Genomic DNA, 16430 nt, shown 5'->3' with positions numbered 1-16430 from the left:
CGCGTCGTTTTCCTTGTTCAAGTGGGTCAGTTACAAACGGTGTGGGGCCTCCAAGATATCGTGCATGACCCGGGTTAATTGACATCATGTCACCTCCTGATTTTTGGTTACGGCCTGATACCCGATCGCAAAAATTCCTGAACACACTGGAGTGTCACGTGCCCCTCATTACAACGACCGAACGGCTGCACATACGCGAAATCGTGGAGGCCGATCTCGCTTTTCTCGCCAGGATTTATAGCGACGCCGTCTGTATGCAATATTATGCTGGCATCAAGTCGCATTTAGAGACGCGCGCATGGTTTCAGCAACTCGCGTTCGACAGCTACAATCGCCATGGCTTCGGTCTATGGGCCGTTGTCGATGCAACATCGAACGAGGTCATCGGTGATTGCGGGATTACGCTACAGCAAACCCCTGCGGGGTTCGAGCCTGAAATCGGGTATCATTTATGGCGCGAATTCTGGGGACAGGGTTTTGCAACCGAGGCGGCGATCGCCTGCCGCGACTATGCTTTTCAAAATCTTGGTCTGCGCAGAGTGGTCAGTATCACCAGCTCGGACAACATACCCTCGCAAAAGGTTGCGCAACGCGTGCACGACAGGAAAGAAATCTATCAGAAACGGCTCCGCGGTACGCTCGTGGATCGCTATCTCTATATCAGCGAAAAATGCTATCCCTAACAACCTGCGTTATCCATCGCGGACGTCACTCAGGCTCTATGATCTGCCCGCGCGGTAAATCAGCTCCCTCAGCATGGCGCAGGAATACGACCAGCGGTCATCCTCGCGCTTGAATTCCGGGTCGGACATCGCCGCGATCTCATGGAGGTAATTAGGTTTCAGCCACAGAAGGAAACATCCTGCGACGCCCTACCGACGCGCGAAGTCCTCCTCGGCAACCACAGCGGTGCCGTAGACCTAGCCGGCCTTCTTGGCGTCTGAAGACGTTCCGATGGAATTCGATTTAAATTTTGAATAAAGGAATGCTGAGAGCGCTACCTCACTAGACGCCGAGGGAGAGTGGCGCGGCAACGTCTTCGTCGAGCGCCTCTGGCGGCCGATCAGATACGATAAGGTGTACCTCCACGCCTACAAAACCTGGTTTGATGTCCGCGTTTGTATCGGTCGATCGCTGACTTTTGACAAACCCTAAGCCCACATTCATCCCTTCCAGGAAAACGGCAGGATCAGGCTTACTCCAACGCGCGATGACAGCAATGATCGCGGCAGCATACATCCTGAGAGCGAAAACGGGAGGAGGCTGCTAGTCCTGACAACACATTGACAACGTTTCGTTAACCATCCAAATGCTTGTATTAGTACATTAAAAATTGCTCATGAAGAGCCCGATTCTAGCAAATTCTGAGCTTGTACATGGCATCAATCCTGACCAACAGTGCAGCCATCTCTGCGCTGCAAACCCTTCGCTCAATATCTTCCAGCTTGGAGAGTTCCCAAAAAGCTGTGTCATCTGGGCTACGGGTGGTAACGGCTTCCGACAACGCGGCATATTGGTCAATTTCAACAACCATGCGCTCCGACAATGGTGCACTCTCTGCGGTTCAAGACACACTTGGCCTTGGCGCGGCAAAGGTTGATGTTGCTTACGCGGGTATCGATTCAGTTATCGCCGTGCTGGACAAGTTCAAATCAAAGCTTGTCGCTGCAACCGACGAAGGTGTGGATAAGACGAAAATCCAGACTGAGTTGGATCAACTAAAAAAGCAGATTGTCAGCACCGCAGAATCCGCGAGTTTCAGCGGTCAAAATTGGCTGAATACCAACATCATCGACATATATGACAGCGCGTTGAATAGATCGTCGGTCGCTTCTTCGTTCGTGCGCTCGGCGTCCGACGTCTCCGTCAAAACGATAGGTATCGATCTTTCGAAGATATCGCTCTTTAACAGCACGGGCGGCGGGCTGCTTCAGGCAGACGCGCGGGACATAAAAACAATCGGCGGACTTCGATCCTTGATATCCACGTCGAATCCTGAGGCTATCGTGAGCGACTATACAGCGTATGACGGCGTTGATGGATCTTCGGGATATATGGTTCCCCGATATGAATTGGGAAGCGCAGGCACTGTTTTTCTGAAGTTCCCGGCTGCAACACCTTTGGACTTCAATCAGCCAGGAGCTGAGATCAGCTTTACAATCATCTTGGACAAGGAGGCTTCCAATCCAGATGGTCATGCCGGGGCTACTGGCAACATCCAGGAACTTCCCGGACCCTATTATGGTGGTTACCCCGCAACCGTCACCATTACCAAAGCAGATGTCGATGCCTACAATGTCGGGCTAGGCGGGATCGTCTCTACGAATACCCAGTTTGCCGGGGTGCTCAACGCAAAGCTCGTGTCACTTGGTGCGTCAGCATCGGCTAACCGATTGACAGGCTCCCCTCCGATCCACGATCCAGAAGCGATAGCAATCACGACGCTTCAGCAGCACGGATACGGCTCCTATGTCGAGATCTCCGCCGTCAACAGCGTTGGCGTCAGTACAGGCGGCCTTCAGCCAGACCTCGATTTCGGATTTCGTGGCTCAGGCGTCGCGCTGAACTTCGAGCCATTTATCGTTCATAGGGATGGAAAGGACGAAGCCGGCATCGATGTTAGCTTCACATTTTCAGTGAACGGTTCTTCACCTGTTTCCTATTCGTTTAACCGGCACTACGTGAATGAAGTGCTGAACCGCGACGACGGCAAGGTCTCGTCGCCAGAGGACATGGCTACTCTAATGCAAGCCTTACTTGGCACAGACTGGCCAGATCTCATTATTCAAGCTGACGCAGGGTCGGTTGTCATCAAGTCAAATCCAGATGTGGATAGACAATGGGGTGCTGGAACACGAATCAACTTCGATAATATCCGGGTTAGCAACGAACCACGCTCCACCCTAAATTTACTCGACCTTGACATCGTAAAGAACCACGATCTGATCGATACCTACATAACGTATATTGAAAATGTGACAGCCAATTCGATTGACGGGGCAGCTATGCTCGGAGCAATTCAAACCCGCATTGATTTGCAAGCGGGTTTCGCCGCAAGCCTCTCAGATTCGATTAGCAGGGGAATTGGCCGCCTGGTGGATGCGGATATGAATGAGGAATCGATCAGGCTGAAGGCCCTTCAAACCCAGCAGCAGCTCGGTGTTCAATCGCTACAAATCGCAAACAGCCGCTCGGAGACCATCCTCGATCTATTTCGCTAGTTCCGGGTCGATCGATTGAAAGTCGCCGCGCCGCTGTGGTTCAATTGGCCCGCCCCTCCCAAACAGTCGCAAGGTGTTCTCCTGATTGATACTTTAGATAGATTGCAAATATGAGTCGCAAGCGATAAAAAATGCCGCCGCGCGTCCCCTGAAACAGGCCGCGGCATGAGGCCTCGTCGCTGTATTGCGAGCGACAGGCCTCTTTTTGAATACGACGCACGCACAAAAATGCCGCAGTAGTGAGCGGATTTTATTGTTCATTCTTGCAGCGTCCGCTGCCTTGGACACGATTCTTCCCTAGACCGCAGCTTGTTTGTAGCTCAGTATTTCGAGCTGCGATCACCATACAAATCGTCTTTCGGTTGTGATCGTTGCAGGAGGTTAAATCTTTAAGAAATTTATCGAGGGGCCCCTCGCCACAAAACTCAAGCCGATGACGGCGAAACCTCGTACAATATTAAGCTGTGCATATTGCTGACCAGTGTCGCCATAGCCCCATACCTTGAACATCATCCGCGAACATGCTCCCGCGACCACTTTTGGGTTATCATAGTCACTGATGGAACTGCTGCGCCGGCACGTTTATCCAATCGTAGCGCGAATGGCTGGCCAACCTCGCTCTGGCGGCGGAACAAGTGGTAGCTAGCTTAAAGGGTCTTAAGCCGACCAAATACCCAAGGAACATTCATATGAAAGTTGAAAAAATCACTTTCGATCCAAGCTGTCGGATCCCCAATAACCAGACCTTCCCTGTCATCATCTATCGGCAAGTCAGCTCGCCATTCGATTCCGCTGCTTTCGAGGCACTGTTCGCACGAAACGGATGGCGCGGCATCTGGCGCAATGGTGTGTTTGCCTATCACCATTACCACAGCGGCGCGCATGAAGTTCTGGGCGTGGGGGGCGGTGAAGCGACGTTGCAGATTGGCGGGCCGGATGGGCAAACCTTGCACGTTACGCAAGGTGACTGTCTGGTTTTGCCAGCCGGTACGGGCCACATGAAGCTGAAATCCTCTGCCCATTTTCAGGTTGTCGGCGCTTATCCACCCGGCCAGGAGGCCGATGTTCAGACGTCTGCACCAACCAGTGCGATGCTTGCACAGATAAAGTCTTTGCCAAAGCCGACGACCGACCCCGTGCACGGAGCATCAGGTGGCCTGATCGATCTCTGGTGAGAATGAGCCGGGTTTTCGAAACCTGCCAGCTTCCTACACTAATAAGAAGTATTGAGACTGCTCTGAGATTCAAGCCTCGGAAAGCTCCTGCTTCACCGCTCCCCCCGCAACGCGCGCAATACTCAGGAGCCGCTTCACGTCACGCCCAATCCGCGCCATGGCGGAGAGGCCGACCATGGTTGAACTCACGAAATCCGCAAGGCGCTCTGCCTTCTCCGGATAACGCACGGCGATATAAGAGCGGATAACGCCCTCTGCCGCCGTGTGAAAAACGCTGGCTGCGGCACGCGCCTCTTCATCATCGCAGCGCGTACCTTCCAGAACGAGGCAGCCAGGGGCTGCGGAATGAGCGGCATAGCGCCTTGCTGCATCTTCCAGCAACGCGGCAAGGCACTCGCCAACCGGACGATCCGGCCGCAGGATATCGGCAAGAGGAATTACTTCCGTGCCGGCATAGAGATCAAGAACCCTCTTGTAGAGGCCCATCTTGCTACCGAAGGCGGCATAGAAGCTTGGCGGGTTGATGCCTAACACCGAGGTGATCTCCGCGACGCCGACAGCATCAAAGCCACGCGCGTGGAAAAGCTGCTTGGCCGTGGCCACAGCCTGATCAGGATCAAAACGGCGCGGACGGCCGCGGGAGCGAATGTTTTTTGTATCGGTCATTACATAATATCTTGACGAGTGAGTTATTCGGTATTTATGTATCGATCATTAAATTAATTTTCAAGGTCATGGAGAGTGCTCGTGTTTCAAGGAAAATCCGTTCTGGTTCTCGGCGGCAGCCGAGGCATAGGCGCAGCCATCGTGCGGCGGTTTGCAGACGAAGGTGCAAAGGTAACGTTCACCTATGGCGCGTCCCAAGGTGCGGCGGAAGAGCTGGCGAAGGAGACGGGCAGCACTGCCATACGGGCGGACAGTGCTAACCGCGACGAAGTCATCCGCGTAGTGCGTGACAGTGGTCCTCTGGACATATTGATCGTGAACTCCGGGATTGCCATTTTTGGCGATGCTCTCGAGCAGGACCCTAATGCCATCGACCGTCTGTTTCAGATCAACATCCAGACGCCCTATCACGCCTCTGTGGAGGCGGCGCGGCGGATGCCTGACGGTGGCAGGATTATCGTTATCGGCTCGGTCAATGGAGACCGGATGCCGGTGCCGGGCATGGCCTCTTACGCCGTTTCCAAATCGGCCTTGCAGGGGTTGGCGCGCGGTTTGGCACGCGACTTCGGGCCACGCGGCATCACCATCAATGTTGTGCAGCCCGGCCCTATCGATACCGATGCGAACCCGGAAAACGGGCCGATGAGGGACCTGATGCACAGCTTCATGGCACTCAAGCGCCATGGACGGCCGGAGGAAGTGGCCGGCATGGTGGCCTGGCTTTCCGGGCCTGAAGCCGGTTTTGTGACGGGCGCGATGCACACGATCGATGGCGCATTTGGCGCCTGATAAGCAGATTGCCTGATTGTTTGCGGCAGGTTTCGGGACATCACGATGCTGCTGCTCCCGAAACCGGCGAATAGAATGCGGCGAAGGAAATTTCGCCGCGATCTTATCGGTTGGACCTTTAGCGGATCTATCGCGGCATTCGCGCGAAGCCCTTTGCCAGGATTGGGCCGGTTGGCCTTCCTGTTGGTGATCCGCCTGCCTGTTCCAGCGTGATCTCGTAAAGCTGGTCGCTTCTGGGGGTTGGCAAAGCCGGTCCATCGAGACGCGCTGAACGGACGCCATCGATCAGGCCGAGCGAGACCGGGCCAACCTCCCTGGAGGGCAATGTCCATACCTGGATCGTCTTGTCTCCAGGCACTGCAAAATCGGCCAGCATCCGCACGGTTGCTCTTTCGTTGCCGAAATCCTCAACAACGGCCTGAACTTCACCCGTCTCGTTGACGAGGACTGCGATCACCAGCGGCTCCGTTGTGCGTGTCAGGCTAAAGGTGAGGCCGGCGGCGAGCACAACGGTTGCGGCAATGGCGGACCCGGCAATGGCGCGCCAGCGGTTTGTGCTGTTGTCGTTTGCCGTGTGGGTGGGCTTGAGGGATGCTGATTTCGACTGGAGCGGCAGGCGAGATTCGATATTGCTCCACAATTCGCCCTTGATGGCTGCCGGCTCGACGGTGGTATCCAGTGGCAGAAAACGCTCCCGGCTGGCCGCGATTGCCGCCCGCAATTCGCCATCCGTTTCCATTGCCGCCTCAACAGCCGTGGCTTCGGAGGTCTCCAGCAAGCCCAATACATAGTCATCGGCGATGGCGGGAATATCTTTGCGCTCCATCATCATGCCATGCACTCCCGAAGCGCCGAGAGGCCGCGCCTGATCCAGGACTTCGTCGTTCCAAGCGGAATGCGCAACCGGCCAGCGATTTCGCCGTGGGAATATCCGGCCACGTAGGCCATCAGGATGCCCTGTCTCTTTGTCTCCTCAAGACCGCCGAGACATTCATAAAGGCGTGAATTCCGATCAAGCTTCTGCCATGCGGCCATCACTTCATCTGCATGCGCGCCATCGCGGAGCGTTTCAACATCCTCCACGGGGAGTTCACGCCTGCTGTCGCGCAGAAGATTAAGCGCCCGGTTTCTGACGATCGCGTAAATCCAGCCGCGCGCCGATCCCTGATCTGCCCGGTATTGGTGCGCATGGGTCCAGATGCGCACGAAGCTCTCCTGTACCACCTCTTCCGCCAGTTCCCTGCGCTTGACGATGCGCTCTGCCACTGCAATCAGCCGGCCTGCCTCGCGATCGAAAATCGCACGCAATGCGTTTTTGTCCCCTTTTGCGCAGGCAGTGAGCGCCCTGTGTAGATCGTCCGGCACGGAGCCCATCTGCATTTGAAACCTTTCAACGTCTGATCGCCAGCATGGTCGACTTGGGCATAATACCCATCGTGGCGGCATATGGATGCATCTCGCAAATATTTTTTCACTGCCTGCATCCAAATGCACCCTGCCCTGTGTCTTGAACTGTGGAAGCGTCGAAAACCAACCGCTGGACGCCTTCCGAACGGTTCAACGCACGGGAGAAACACCATGAATATCATCCGCTCCACTCTGATCGCCTCCGCCGCTTTCGCAGCATCGGCAAGCATCGCGGTTTCAGCACCGGTCCTCGGGCTGACCGGCGACAAGACGCTCGTCATGTTCGACACTGACAAGCCTGCCGTCACAAAGACAATGGATGTCACCGGCGTCGACAAGCTCGTTGGTATCGATTTTCGCCCCGGGAACAAGACCGTCATCGGTGTGACGCCGGACCACCGCATCGTCTCCATCAACCTTGAGACAGGTGCTGCAACCGATGTGGCCAAGATGGACAAGATGCTGACCATGACCGAAGCGCCTGTTGTGGTCGATTTCAACCCGGCAGCGGATCGTCTTCGTTTCATGACCGGCACGACCAATCACCGCGTGCATCCCGATACCGGTGCGGTGACGGTTGATGGAACACTGGCTTTTGAAGATGGCGACATGCACAAGGGAGAAGCGCCAAACATCGTTGCCGCCGCCTATACCAACTCTATCGGCAAGCCGGAAAAGACGGCGATGTACAATATCGACGCGACCATCGGCGCCCTGGTTCAGCAGACGAAGCCGAATGATGGCACACTGAAGGCAATCGGCAAGCTCGGCCTCAAGGACATGCCGGCGACCTACGCATTCGATATCCACGGCGAGGAAGGCGGCAAGAACACCGCATACCTGGCCGCCGGCAACACGCTTTACACCGTCAACCTCGAAACCGGCGCTGCCACCGAAATCGACGGGATCACAGGCGCAGACAACGGCTTGCGCGATATGACTGTTCTTCCCGCGATGTGATTGGGGTCGTAGACTGGGGATTTTAGTTGTCAGAAAGGGCTGGTCCGGTTGTGCGGGCCGGCCTTTCTGTAAGCGACGTGCCGCTCACACCTTGAAGAACTCTGCAGCTCTTGTCGCGACGTGGTCGTGAATTGCGGTTCTGCTCAAGCCTTCTCGGTCAATGAATAGTTCAGGCGCTGCCTCTAGTCCGATTTCCGATCCTTCCGGAAGGAACGTGTAGTGACCGACACCACCAGTCAAAATCTCAGACCTGCAGTATGGGATGTTTTGGGATAGCCAGTCGCAGCACTGTCCAGGCGGTGCGACTGTGTCTTCGTCACCACCGACTAGTTGGACAGGCTTGTTGATAACCTGAAGACTATCTTGCGAGAAGCCCAGGACAGAACGGCCTGGAGCAATTGCGAACGCAGCGCGGATTCTGCTGTCAGAAAAGTCGGTTCGTCGTCGGTCCCAAGAAATTTGAAAAACCGGGTTTTCATAGAGTTTTGGCAGTTCATCTGCGAGATTTGGAAATTCTCGTGGCCCTCGGATCGGACTCTTCTCTGGGTTGTCTGGCTCAAACTGTGAAAATGCAATGCGGGCTCCTGCCAGCAAAAGAGCTGTATATGCGCCAGCCGAGAAGCCAGCAGCGAAGACCCGTTCGTCTGTTTCTACGCCCAGCGCACCACGCCAACTTGGCTCATTGAGAATGGCTTTCAAATCATCCGCTCGCTCCCACATGCAAAGAAAACCCTCTGCGCGATAAGGTTCGGAGCCAGTGTGACCATGATGGTTGACCGCTAACGCCACAAAGCCGCGTTGAGCTAACCGGAAGCCTAGCCACTCCAATCCCGCCGCCGTAGCTCCTGTCCCGTGAGACAGGAGAACCAGCGGAAACGTATTGTATGAGCGAGCTGCCGGCGCATTGACGGCAACGGGTTCTTTCCTGAACCAGGACTTCTCTAAGGGTCTGTGAGCGATAGAACTCTCGTCAGCGGGATACCAGGCCGTCCAGACCATGGGACGCGCAGCTGTTCCATCCCAATTTAGCCGACGGGGATCAACGGCAGTACCCATCCTAAGGCCAACCTGCATGTCGCACCAAAAATTATCATGTTCATCGACGAGATGCTTTGTATCTGCACTCGGTTCGCCTTGCTAGAGGGAACAGCAAGAGGCAGCTACCGCCCCGCTCCGACCGAATATCTCTGCCGATTTTTGGTCTTTGTTCACACGTCGGGTCACGCATAATTCCACGGCAAAAGCTCATCGACGCGACTCTGCTTGTGACCGTTGACGATGGCGGTGAGCGTCGCTGTCAGATAGGCCAGCGGATCGACGGCATTGAGTTTGCAGGTCTCGACAAGCGAGGCAATGGTCGCCCAGTTCTCGGCCCCGGCATCGTGTCCGGCAAAGAGTGCATTCTTCCGATTGAGGGCAATCGGCCGAATGGTGCGCTCGACACTGTTGCTATCGATCTCGACGCGACCGTCGCTCAGGAAGAGCTTCAGGCCATCCCAGTATTTGGCGATGTAGGCCAAAGCCTCGCCAAGTGGGGACTTTGACGCAACACGGGCACGGTGATGGATGAGCCACGCCTGCATGTCTGCGACGAGTGGCGCTGATCGTGCCTGCCGACCTGCAAGGCGAGCGTCAGGATCAAGGCCGCGCAGCTCGGTTTCGATGCGATACAGCGCTCCGATCCGTTTGACGCCGTCTTCCGCAATGGGTGCTGATCCGTTGCGGGTGATCTCCACCAGCTTGCGACGGGCGTGTGCCCAACAATAGGCAAGCCGAATGTACGGGCCGACACGGTCAGGAGCGATCAGCCTGTTGTATTCGGCATAGCCATCGACCTGCAGGATGCCGGAGAAGCCTTGCAATATCCGTTCTGCATGAATGCCCCCGCGACCAGGCGTATAGGTGAAGGCGACGCCGGGCGGAGCACCGCCGCCCCACGGTCGGTCATCCCGCGCCAGCGCCCAGAAGTATCCAGTTTTGGTCTTGCGCGAGCCGGGATCGAGGACCGGAGCACGGGTCTCGTCCATGAACAGCTTGGTCGAGCGCTTCAGGTCGGCAATCAGCGCATCGAAGACGGGGCGCAATTCGAACGCTGCTCGACCGACCCAGTCGGCGAGCGTGGAGCGGTCGAGATCGATGCCCTGGCGGCTCATGATCTGAGCCTGCCGATACAGCGGAAGGTGATCTGCATATTTGGAGACCAGCACATGGGCGACGGTCGCTTCCGTCGGTAGTCCTGCCTGGATCAGCCGCGCTGGAGCCGGGGCCTGAACGACGCCGTCGGTGCAGGCACGGCACGCATATTTGGGACGGCGGGTGACAATAACTCGGAACTGCGCCGGGACGACATCCGGCCGCTCGGAGGCATCCTCCCCAATGCAATGAAGGCAACCGCCGCAGGCGCAGATCAAGCTTTCCGGCTCGATCACCTCCTCCACACGGGGAAGATGTTTTGGAAGAGAGCCACGATTGATCGCGCGTGGTTTGGCAATCCTGATTCCTGTGGGAGCGTCTGCTTCATCCTCGGCATGGATCACGGCCATGGCCGTTTCCAGGTCTTCCAGGGCCAGATCGAACTGGTCGGGATCGGTCTTCTCGGATTTGCGTCCGAAGGCGGCCTGCTTGAAGGCTGCGACGAGCTTCTCAAGCCTTTCGATCCGCTCGTCCTTGCGAGCGATATGCTCTTCCTTAATGGCTATCTGGGCGTCTTTGTCTGCCGCGCGCACCTGGGCCGCAATCAGCATCGCCTTCAGGGCGGCAACATCGTCGGGAAGATCGGCGGCGTCCAGCATGGCTGGAACCTATCAAATCCCGCGCCGATTTGCCTTTGGAATTTGCCGTGCTGAGTCATCTTGCCGCAGCTATTCGACGGTCTGCGGCGTTCTCGTCTGAACGGCATGAACCCGCCGCCAATCAAGGCCCGCAAACAGGGCTTCGAACTGGGCGTGGGCCAGCGTCATCAGCCCATCTTTGATGCCTGGCCAGGTGAAGGTGTGCTCCTCCAGCCGTTTGTAGGCCATGACGATCCCAGAGCCATCCCAGTAGATCAGCTTCAATCGATCCGCCTTGCGTGACCGGAACACGAAGACTGTTCCGGTAAACGGGTCCTTGTGCAGTTCGTTCTTCACCAGTGCCGTCAATCCATCATGCCCCTTGCGGAAGTCCACGGGTTTGGTCGCCACCATGATCCGCACGCGGTTCGATGGAAAGATCATGTCGCCGCTGCCAAGGAAAGAGCGATGGCGACGATCCGGGCTTCAGACGCGCCTTCCTCAAGACGGATCGTGATGGGACCGAGGACGATCTCGGGGCGACCAACCGTTTTAGGCGGCAGTTCCGGAAAAGGCGGATCGACGATCACCGCCGCGAACTCTACCGCATCCTCTGGTGCTGGCAGGATCAGCTTGCCCTGTCGCGCCATCGTCCGCCAGGTGGAAAGGCTGTTGGCTCGCAATCCATATCGTTGCGCAACTTCATTGACTGTCGTGCCAGGTCTCAAGCTCTCTGATACGATCTTCGCCTTGACCTCGTTTGGCCAATGCCGGTGAACCTCACGCCCAGGCTTCCTGGATGTGAGAAACTCCAATGTAGTCTCCATGGAGAAACTCCCGTTCTTCATCCATGGAACGTCGATCACAGATCAGGCGACGGCGCACAATGCGGGGGCAGAACACCGGTTACGCCTTTCTTAGTGGCTCGGTTAACAAATCTCGAAAAAAGCGGCTCCCTGTCGCGTCTGACGAACACGAGGGTTTGCGAGGGAAGTCGGAATCTCCAGGTCAGGCACCGAATGCCACCTTCCATAACCTGGATTAGTGGCTGGATCGCAGAACGTATCGGTTCGATGCAGGCGGCGCAGATTGTCTTTTTCAAGAGCAAAACGCGCCTGATGTCTTTGTGCCTTATCTGAACCGCGTGAAGCCGACTCGTGATGATACATGCACGCGAACGGTGTCCAGATAATACCGAACCCTAGATTGTGTGCACGAATGCAGTAATCCACATCGTTATATGCCACGCCAAAGTGTTCTTCATTCCAGGCACCAACCTCCTTGAAACATTGGCCCGATATCAACATCGCAGCGCCCGTGACACACGTTACAGAGTTGCGCAAATGCAACCTGTTCATAGGGCCGCCAAAATCAGATGGCTTGTTGAGATACCAGTGACCCGCAAGACCACCCAGCCCAACAATTACGCCCGCGTGCTGCAGTCGTCCGCTGGGATACAGGAGTTTTGCACCGACAATTCCTGTGGATTCGAAATGCAAACATGCGACCATTTCCTTTAACCAGCCCATGTCGATGATTTCGATATCGTTGTTAAGGAGAAGATAATGCTCGCCTGATGCCAACCTCACCCCGCGATTAATCGCACGAGAGAAATTAAACTTCTCCTTTTGTACATCTACCGTGAAATTGCTACGCTCGTCTTGGTATTTCCTATACAGGTCAAGTACGCGCTCATCGGTACTGCCGTTGTCAACGACGACAACTTCAAAATTTGGATAATCCGTGCGTTGGTAGAGTCCCTCAAGTACCATATTAATCAGGTCGAACCCGTTGCAGCTCGGAATAATGATCGATACTTTCGGCCACCCACGTTCGTTGAGCCCTTCAAACTCCACTTTGTGCAGCGATGGTGACAGTGCAGGGGAGACACTGACGAGTTTACCTTCCCGCGCATAGCGCTCCGTAATCGCGGCGCGTGCCGCCTGAGTCGCTTTATCTAGAAAACGTTGTGAGTAACTCTGGTTCGTACGTCGCCACCAATAGGCCGGGTAAGGCACATGCAGGACCTTCTCGACCGGCACGCCTTCCAGATAGCGTAGAAGCATGTCGTAATCCTGCGAACCGTCGAACCCGGTTCTCAAATATCCCAGTGCCTCCAGTCGTTCCCGACGGTAAATGGAAAAGTGATTTATGTAATTGACGCCAGTCAATAACACCGGATCGTAAGCTGGCTTGAGCATCAACCCAAGCGGCTCAAGCCTGTCGTCAACGACGAGTTCATCCGTATAGATGAAATCCGTGTCGTGGTTTTCTCTGATTGCCTTTAAAATGACTTTGAAAGCGTGAGGCGCGACCATATCGTCATGATCCAGAAACGCGACCCACGTGCCTCTTGCTTCTTTCAGTCCGGAATTTGTTGCAATCGCGATCCCTCTATTCTGATCATTTCTCACAAGACGCACGTTCTGTTCGAAAGATCGAGTTTTATACCACGCATCGGTCTCGAGAGAAGTGGAGGCGTCGTCACTAAATATCAACTCAGTCCCAGGTAAATCTTGGGCTTCGAAAGAGCGGACAAGGTCATCGAGATAGCGCGCCGGCGCGTTATAGACCGGCACCACAACGCTCAACCAGACGCCATCTTGCGGAGCCGATACACTAACAGAACTGGCTAGCTCATATTGCGTTGCAACAAACCTCGCCGTATCAGACTTCAAACGCCGTGATTTTAGTTTCAGCTTAGGAAGCCGAAAACGAGGAAGTTTTCCGATATCCCAAATGGTGGCGTCTCCCATGTCTGTGGAAATTCTCTCACGAATGGCAGCCTGCGCTGCTATTCTTGTAGGATATGACTCCACCGAAAAGCAGAACTCACATGGGTAGTTCGCAGGATCAATCCGCATCGAATTGGCCGTACCGAATCGCCCAACATCTGCGATAAGTATGAAGCTGCGATTGGGCGCTACATCGATCGCATCGTCTTCACGATACCCGTGCCCACGATTGAGATAAACGCGTGGATTTAGAGTTTCAGATTCCGAGTGAATAAAGGCGACAACGACAGGCTCGCGTAGCGCGCCGTAACGGATATCAAAATAAGGATCGTCATCAACGGAGCGCCATCCGTCGCCGGTTGGCGAAAGTCTGCGCGCAAGATCTGAACTGGGTAATATTCTCATAGCCATCTATTGTCGCTAACCTTCAAGCATTTTCATTCGAAGTATTCTTTCAAGCGCAAGTCCAGCGCAAAGGCAAAGCAAGCCGAAGATAATTAAGTAGGTCTTATCCAACCACTTCGAGTTGTAGTCAGGATAGAATGCCGCGCGCATCCATTCGACGGCATGGAAAATTGGGTTCCAAGAGAGTGCATAGGCAATAGGATCAGGAATCGCCGACGATACAAAGAGTGTGCCTGAAGCCAGATAGACTACGACCATCATCAGTGCATAGATCGTGGCAAAAAACGGCAGGAACATAACGACAACGCCAGCCAGAAAACCGCATCCTATCGCCAACAGCATGGACGCAAAATATGCACACGCCGCTTGATACGGATCGACTGGGAAAGGCGATTCTCCAAGAGCGAGCAAAATGACGAACATAAAAATGAGTGTCAAAAATGCAGCAATGATCTCGAGGAAAGCCCGCGCCATCATTATGTCAACGACCGTTACGACAGGAAACGCAAGCATCGACCTGTTAAGCAACACCGACAAAGACATGAATCGCGACACGTACATAAACATAAGGGTTGGAATTAATCCCGTCGCAAAAAACACATTCAAGCTCTCGCCGTAAGGCGTATTTCTGCCCACAAAGGTGTAAATCGCCAGAAGAATTAACATATGTGCAAGTGGCCAAAGCGATACCAATAAGAAACCCAGGCCGTGATTAAAGAAGCGCGTTCTCATATCGCGCAACAACACGGCCTTCATAACGTTCCTTTTTTCTCGGAGAGCCTCAAGGACTCGAATGCGCGAGGCTATAATTTCAGAGCTCAAATATATTCACCTACAATCTGAGTGCTCTAGAAGTAAGCTCTCAACGAGTCTACGTCGTCATTAACAGCACGATGGTATTTCTCTGACTTGGCTTAGTCGATGTTCCACTTATAAACCAATCATACAGGTTTATTTTTAACGATAAGCGAGGTTCACATGACTAAACCATTTTTAATGCGCCAATCGTGTACGCGCTAGATTAGCCGAAGCCAAAGCGATAGCCCACGTCAGTGCACTCGCAACGAGCGTTAACACAATCCATAACGTTCTTTTCGGGTAACGAGCGTCATCTGGTACTCTTGGGCTTAGAAAACTATCGAGATAGAGAAGTTGCTGCCTGCTTACAAAGCGTATCCGTTCTAGAGTTCGCACGCTTGATGCGAATTGCTGTTCAGCCAAACTGAGCGTCAGTTCAAGCTGAGAAAAATCCTGAGATACATCAGCCAGATTGCGCCCATCGTTGTTTTTATCGACCGATGACCCGGCAAGCCGTCTATTCAATTCGGCGATTTGTTGATCTTTGCTGCTGATCTCTCGCAGCAAGACACGCATCTGCGGCGAGTTGTCAGATACGAGCGCGCGCTGCGCGTCGTATCGCTGCCGTAATTTTAACCTTTCGGCTTCCAGCGAGGTGACTAGATTGTTTATGACTTGGGCACTTCCCTCCACCGTCAGGACGCCGTCACGATTCCGGCCTTCAGCTACAGTTTTCCGCGCCGCTTGAAGAGCCGCTTGAGCGTTCTCGAGGTTCTTCTCCGCGGTGGATGTAACATCGTGCCAAATGCGGTCGTTCACGCGGTTTACGACAACCTCCGAAGCTTTCAATATTTGCGACACCAACATAGCTGCGTCTTCAGGCGAAAACGCCCGAACTTTGACAGTTACAATTCCGCTGGCTGCACTGACGGACGTATCTACCATGCCGTCCCAGTACTCTTTGACTTCATCACCACTTGCGTCCACTGGCAGTCGCGCCCACCAATCGATCGTCTCTTTCCCAAATATCGATTTCAGATCAACATCTTGCTCAGTTAGAAAAGCAATCATTTCGTGGCTTTTGATAAAGTTTATAACGATCTGTGTGTCTTGGACGATCTTCGCCGATGGAATTCCTGTGACGCGCGTGACTTGATCTTTCCCCATGGCAGGGGTGGACGAACGAACCGTGAAACGAGACTCGGATTGGTACTGGTCAGAGGCCAGCAGGCCGAAATACACGATGGATACAACATTGGGGACAATCAGCAGTATCAAAGTTAGCAGGATCACCGCCAGTTTGAAAATGCGATCGGAGAGGCGGGGTCTTAGGCCCACGATCTTGTAAAGGTTGCTTCGCGAGGACGTCGAAAACCGCAATTTCCTCGCGGATGACGCCAAACGCTCAGATATTTTACGACTGGTTTCCAGATTCACCAAAGAACTGGAACTGATTTCCTCACCATGCTGCGACATTCAAAGGTCACCGATCTCCACGACTTT

Annotated in this window: 15 protein-coding genes and 1 pseudogene; 6 read left to right on the top strand and 10 right to left on the bottom strand. The window is 54.5% G+C overall.

What is annotated here, in order from left to right:
- Positions 1 to 158 precede the first annotated feature (158 nt).
- From RBH71_RS12690 to RBH71_RS12675, 4 genes and pseudogenes are all read left to right on the top strand, one after another.
- Positions 159 to 683, top strand: coding sequence for a GNAT family N-acetyltransferase (locus tag RBH71_RS12690; protein ID WP_038495529.1), 525 nt, complete (start codon positions 159 to 161; stop codon positions 681 to 683).
- A gap of 693 nt (positions 684 to 1376) precedes the next feature.
- Positions 1377 to 1772 (top strand): annotated as a pseudogene (locus RBH71_RS12685) (flagellin); the annotation flags it as partial.
- Between the two features lie 282 nt (positions 1773 to 2054).
- Entirely contained in the window at positions 2055 to 3221 is a 1167-nt protein-coding gene (locus tag RBH71_RS12680) for a flagellin (protein WP_323687390.1), read from the top strand.
- A 689-nt stretch (positions 3222 to 3910) separates the two neighbouring features.
- Positions 3911 to 4396: a cupin gene (locus RBH71_RS12675; RefSeq protein ID WP_111803093.1), complete on the top strand. Its 486-nt coding sequence runs from the start codon at positions 3911 to 3913 to the stop codon at positions 4394 to 4396.
- Positions 4397 to 4465: 69 nt separating this feature from the next.
- Here RBH71_RS12675 and RBH71_RS12670 read toward each other — a convergent pair whose 3' ends face one another.
- Positions 4466 to 5062, bottom strand: a complete 597-nt coding sequence (locus RBH71_RS12670; RefSeq protein WP_111803094.1) for a TetR/AcrR family transcriptional regulator — start codon at positions 5060 to 5062, stop codon at positions 4466 to 4468.
- 81 nt (positions 5063 to 5143) lie between these two features.
- Here RBH71_RS12670 and bdcA point away from each other — a divergent pair, with 81 nt between their 5' ends.
- Positions 5144 to 5851 carry an SDR family oxidoreductase gene (gene bdcA / locus RBH71_RS12665; RefSeq protein WP_211380715.1) on the top strand — a complete coding sequence of 236 codons (708 nt, stop codon included), beginning with the start codon at positions 5144 to 5146 and terminating at the stop codon, positions 5849 to 5851.
- A gap of 127 nt (positions 5852 to 5978) precedes the next feature.
- Here the strand turns inward: bdcA and RBH71_RS12660 are convergent, their stop codons facing one another.
- A complete protein-coding gene (locus tag RBH71_RS12660) occupies positions 5979 to 6683 on the bottom strand; it encodes an anti-sigma factor domain-containing protein (protein WP_111803096.1) in 705 nt (234 codons plus the stop codon).
- Positions 6680 to 7225, bottom strand: a complete 546-nt coding sequence (locus RBH71_RS12655; RefSeq protein ID WP_111788558.1) for a sigma-70 family RNA polymerase sigma factor — start codon at positions 7223 to 7225, stop codon at positions 6680 to 6682. Before RBH71_RS12655 ends, RBH71_RS12660 begins: the two co-directional genes overlap by 4 nt.
- Before the next feature lie 204 nt (positions 7226 to 7429).
- Here RBH71_RS12655 and RBH71_RS12650 point away from each other — a divergent pair, with 204 nt between their 5' ends.
- Positions 7430 to 8218, top strand: coding sequence for a DUF4394 domain-containing protein (locus tag RBH71_RS12650; RefSeq protein WP_323687356.1), 789 nt, complete (start codon positions 7430 to 7432; stop codon positions 8216 to 8218).
- Between the two features lie 84 nt (positions 8219 to 8302).
- Here RBH71_RS12650 and RBH71_RS12645 read toward each other — a convergent pair whose 3' ends face one another.
- The 7 genes from RBH71_RS12645 to RBH71_RS12615 all read right to left on the bottom strand — a co-directional run bounded on the left by RBH71_RS12645 (position 8303) and on the right by RBH71_RS12615 (position 16403).
- Positions 8303 to 9292 carry a hypothetical protein gene (locus RBH71_RS12645; RefSeq protein WP_323687355.1) on the bottom strand — a complete coding sequence of 330 codons (990 nt, stop codon included), beginning with the start codon at positions 9290 to 9292 and terminating at the stop codon, positions 8303 to 8305.
- 146 nt (positions 9293 to 9438) lie between these two features.
- Entirely contained in the window at positions 9439 to 11010 is a 1572-nt protein-coding gene (gene tnpC, locus RBH71_RS12640; protein ID WP_323687354.1) for an IS66 family transposase, read from the bottom strand.
- A 69-nt stretch (positions 11011 to 11079) separates the two neighbouring features.
- The gene (gene tnpB, locus RBH71_RS12635; protein WP_323687353.1) at positions 11080 to 11433 is read right to left on the bottom strand and encodes an IS66 family insertion sequence element accessory protein TnpB; all 354 of its coding nucleotides are present in this window, start codon (positions 11431 to 11433) and stop codon (positions 11080 to 11082) included.
- The gene (locus tag RBH71_RS12630) at positions 11430 to 11816 is read right to left on the bottom strand and encodes a transposase (RefSeq protein ID WP_323687352.1); all 387 of its coding nucleotides are present in this window, start codon (positions 11814 to 11816) and stop codon (positions 11430 to 11432) included. The genes tnpB and RBH71_RS12630 overlap by 4 nt, the downstream gene beginning before the upstream one ends.
- Positions 11817 to 11918: 102 nt before the next feature.
- Positions 11919 to 14135: a glycosyltransferase family 2 protein gene (locus tag RBH71_RS12625; protein WP_111800031.1), complete on the bottom strand. Its 2217-nt coding sequence runs from the start codon at positions 14133 to 14135 to the stop codon at positions 11919 to 11921.
- Between the two features lie 9 nt (positions 14136 to 14144).
- Positions 14145 to 14951 (bottom strand): ABC transporter permease, encoded by an 807-nt coding sequence (locus RBH71_RS12620; RefSeq protein ID WP_323687351.1) that lies wholly within the window; start codon positions 14949 to 14951, stop codon positions 14145 to 14147.
- Positions 14952 to 15122: 171 nt separating this feature from the next.
- On the bottom strand, positions 15123 to 16403 hold the full coding sequence (locus tag RBH71_RS12615) for a capsule biosynthesis protein (RefSeq protein WP_111800029.1): 1281 nt from the start codon (positions 16401 to 16403) through the stop codon (positions 15123 to 15125).
- Positions 16404 to 16430: the final 27 nt, after the last annotated feature.

This window comes from Rhizobium sp. AN68, assembly GCF_030758035.1.
Classification (GTDB): domain Bacteria; phylum Pseudomonadota; class Alphaproteobacteria; order Rhizobiales; family Rhizobiaceae; genus Agrobacterium; species Agrobacterium tumefaciens.
The sequence above is the reverse complement of the archived record's forward strand: the minus strand, read 5'-3'. Positions and strand labels throughout refer to the sequence as shown.

Coding starts and splice junctions, on each gene's coding strand:
- RBH71_RS12680 (WP_323687390.1), top strand. CDS start 2,055: ATGGTTCCCCGATATGAATTGGGAAGCGCAGGCACTGTTTTTCTGAAG.
- RBH71_RS12675 (WP_111803093.1), top strand. CDS start 3,911: ATGAAAGTTGAAAAAATCACTTTCGATCCAAGCTGTCGGATCCCCAAT.
- RBH71_RS12670 (WP_111803094.1), bottom strand. CDS start 5,062: ATGACCGATACAAAAAACATTCGCTCCCGCGGCCGTCCGCGCCGTTTT.
- RBH71_RS12660 (WP_111803096.1), bottom strand. CDS start 6,683: ATGATGATGGAGCGCAAAGATATTCCCGCCATCGCCGATGACTATGTA.
- RBH71_RS12655 (WP_111788558.1), bottom strand. CDS start 7,225: ATGGGCTCCGTGCCGGACGATCTACACAGGGCGCTCACTGCCTGCGCA.
- RBH71_RS12650 (WP_323687356.1), top strand. CDS start 7,430: ATGAATATCATCCGCTCCACTCTGATCGCCTCCGCCGCTTTCGCAGCA.
- RBH71_RS12645 (WP_323687355.1), bottom strand. CDS start 9,292: ATGCAGGTTGGCCTTAGGATGGGTACTGCCGTTGATCCCCGTCGGCTA.
- tnpC (WP_323687354.1), bottom strand. CDS start 11,010: ATGCTGGACGCCGCCGATCTTCCCGACGATGTTGCCGCCCTGAAGGCG.
- tnpB (WP_323687353.1), bottom strand. CDS start 11,433: ATGATCTTTCCATCGAACCGCGTGCGGATCATGGTGGCGACCAAACCC.
- RBH71_RS12630 (WP_323687352.1), bottom strand. CDS start 11,816: ATGGAGACTACATTGGAGTTTCTCACATCCAGGAAGCCTGGGCGTGAG.
- RBH71_RS12625 (WP_111800031.1), bottom strand. CDS start 14,135: ATGGCTATGAGAATATTACCCAGTTCAGATCTTGCGCGCAGACTTTCG.
- RBH71_RS12615 (WP_111800029.1), bottom strand. CDS start 16,403: ATGTCGCAGCATGGTGAGGAAATCAGTTCCAGTTCTTTGGTGAATCTG.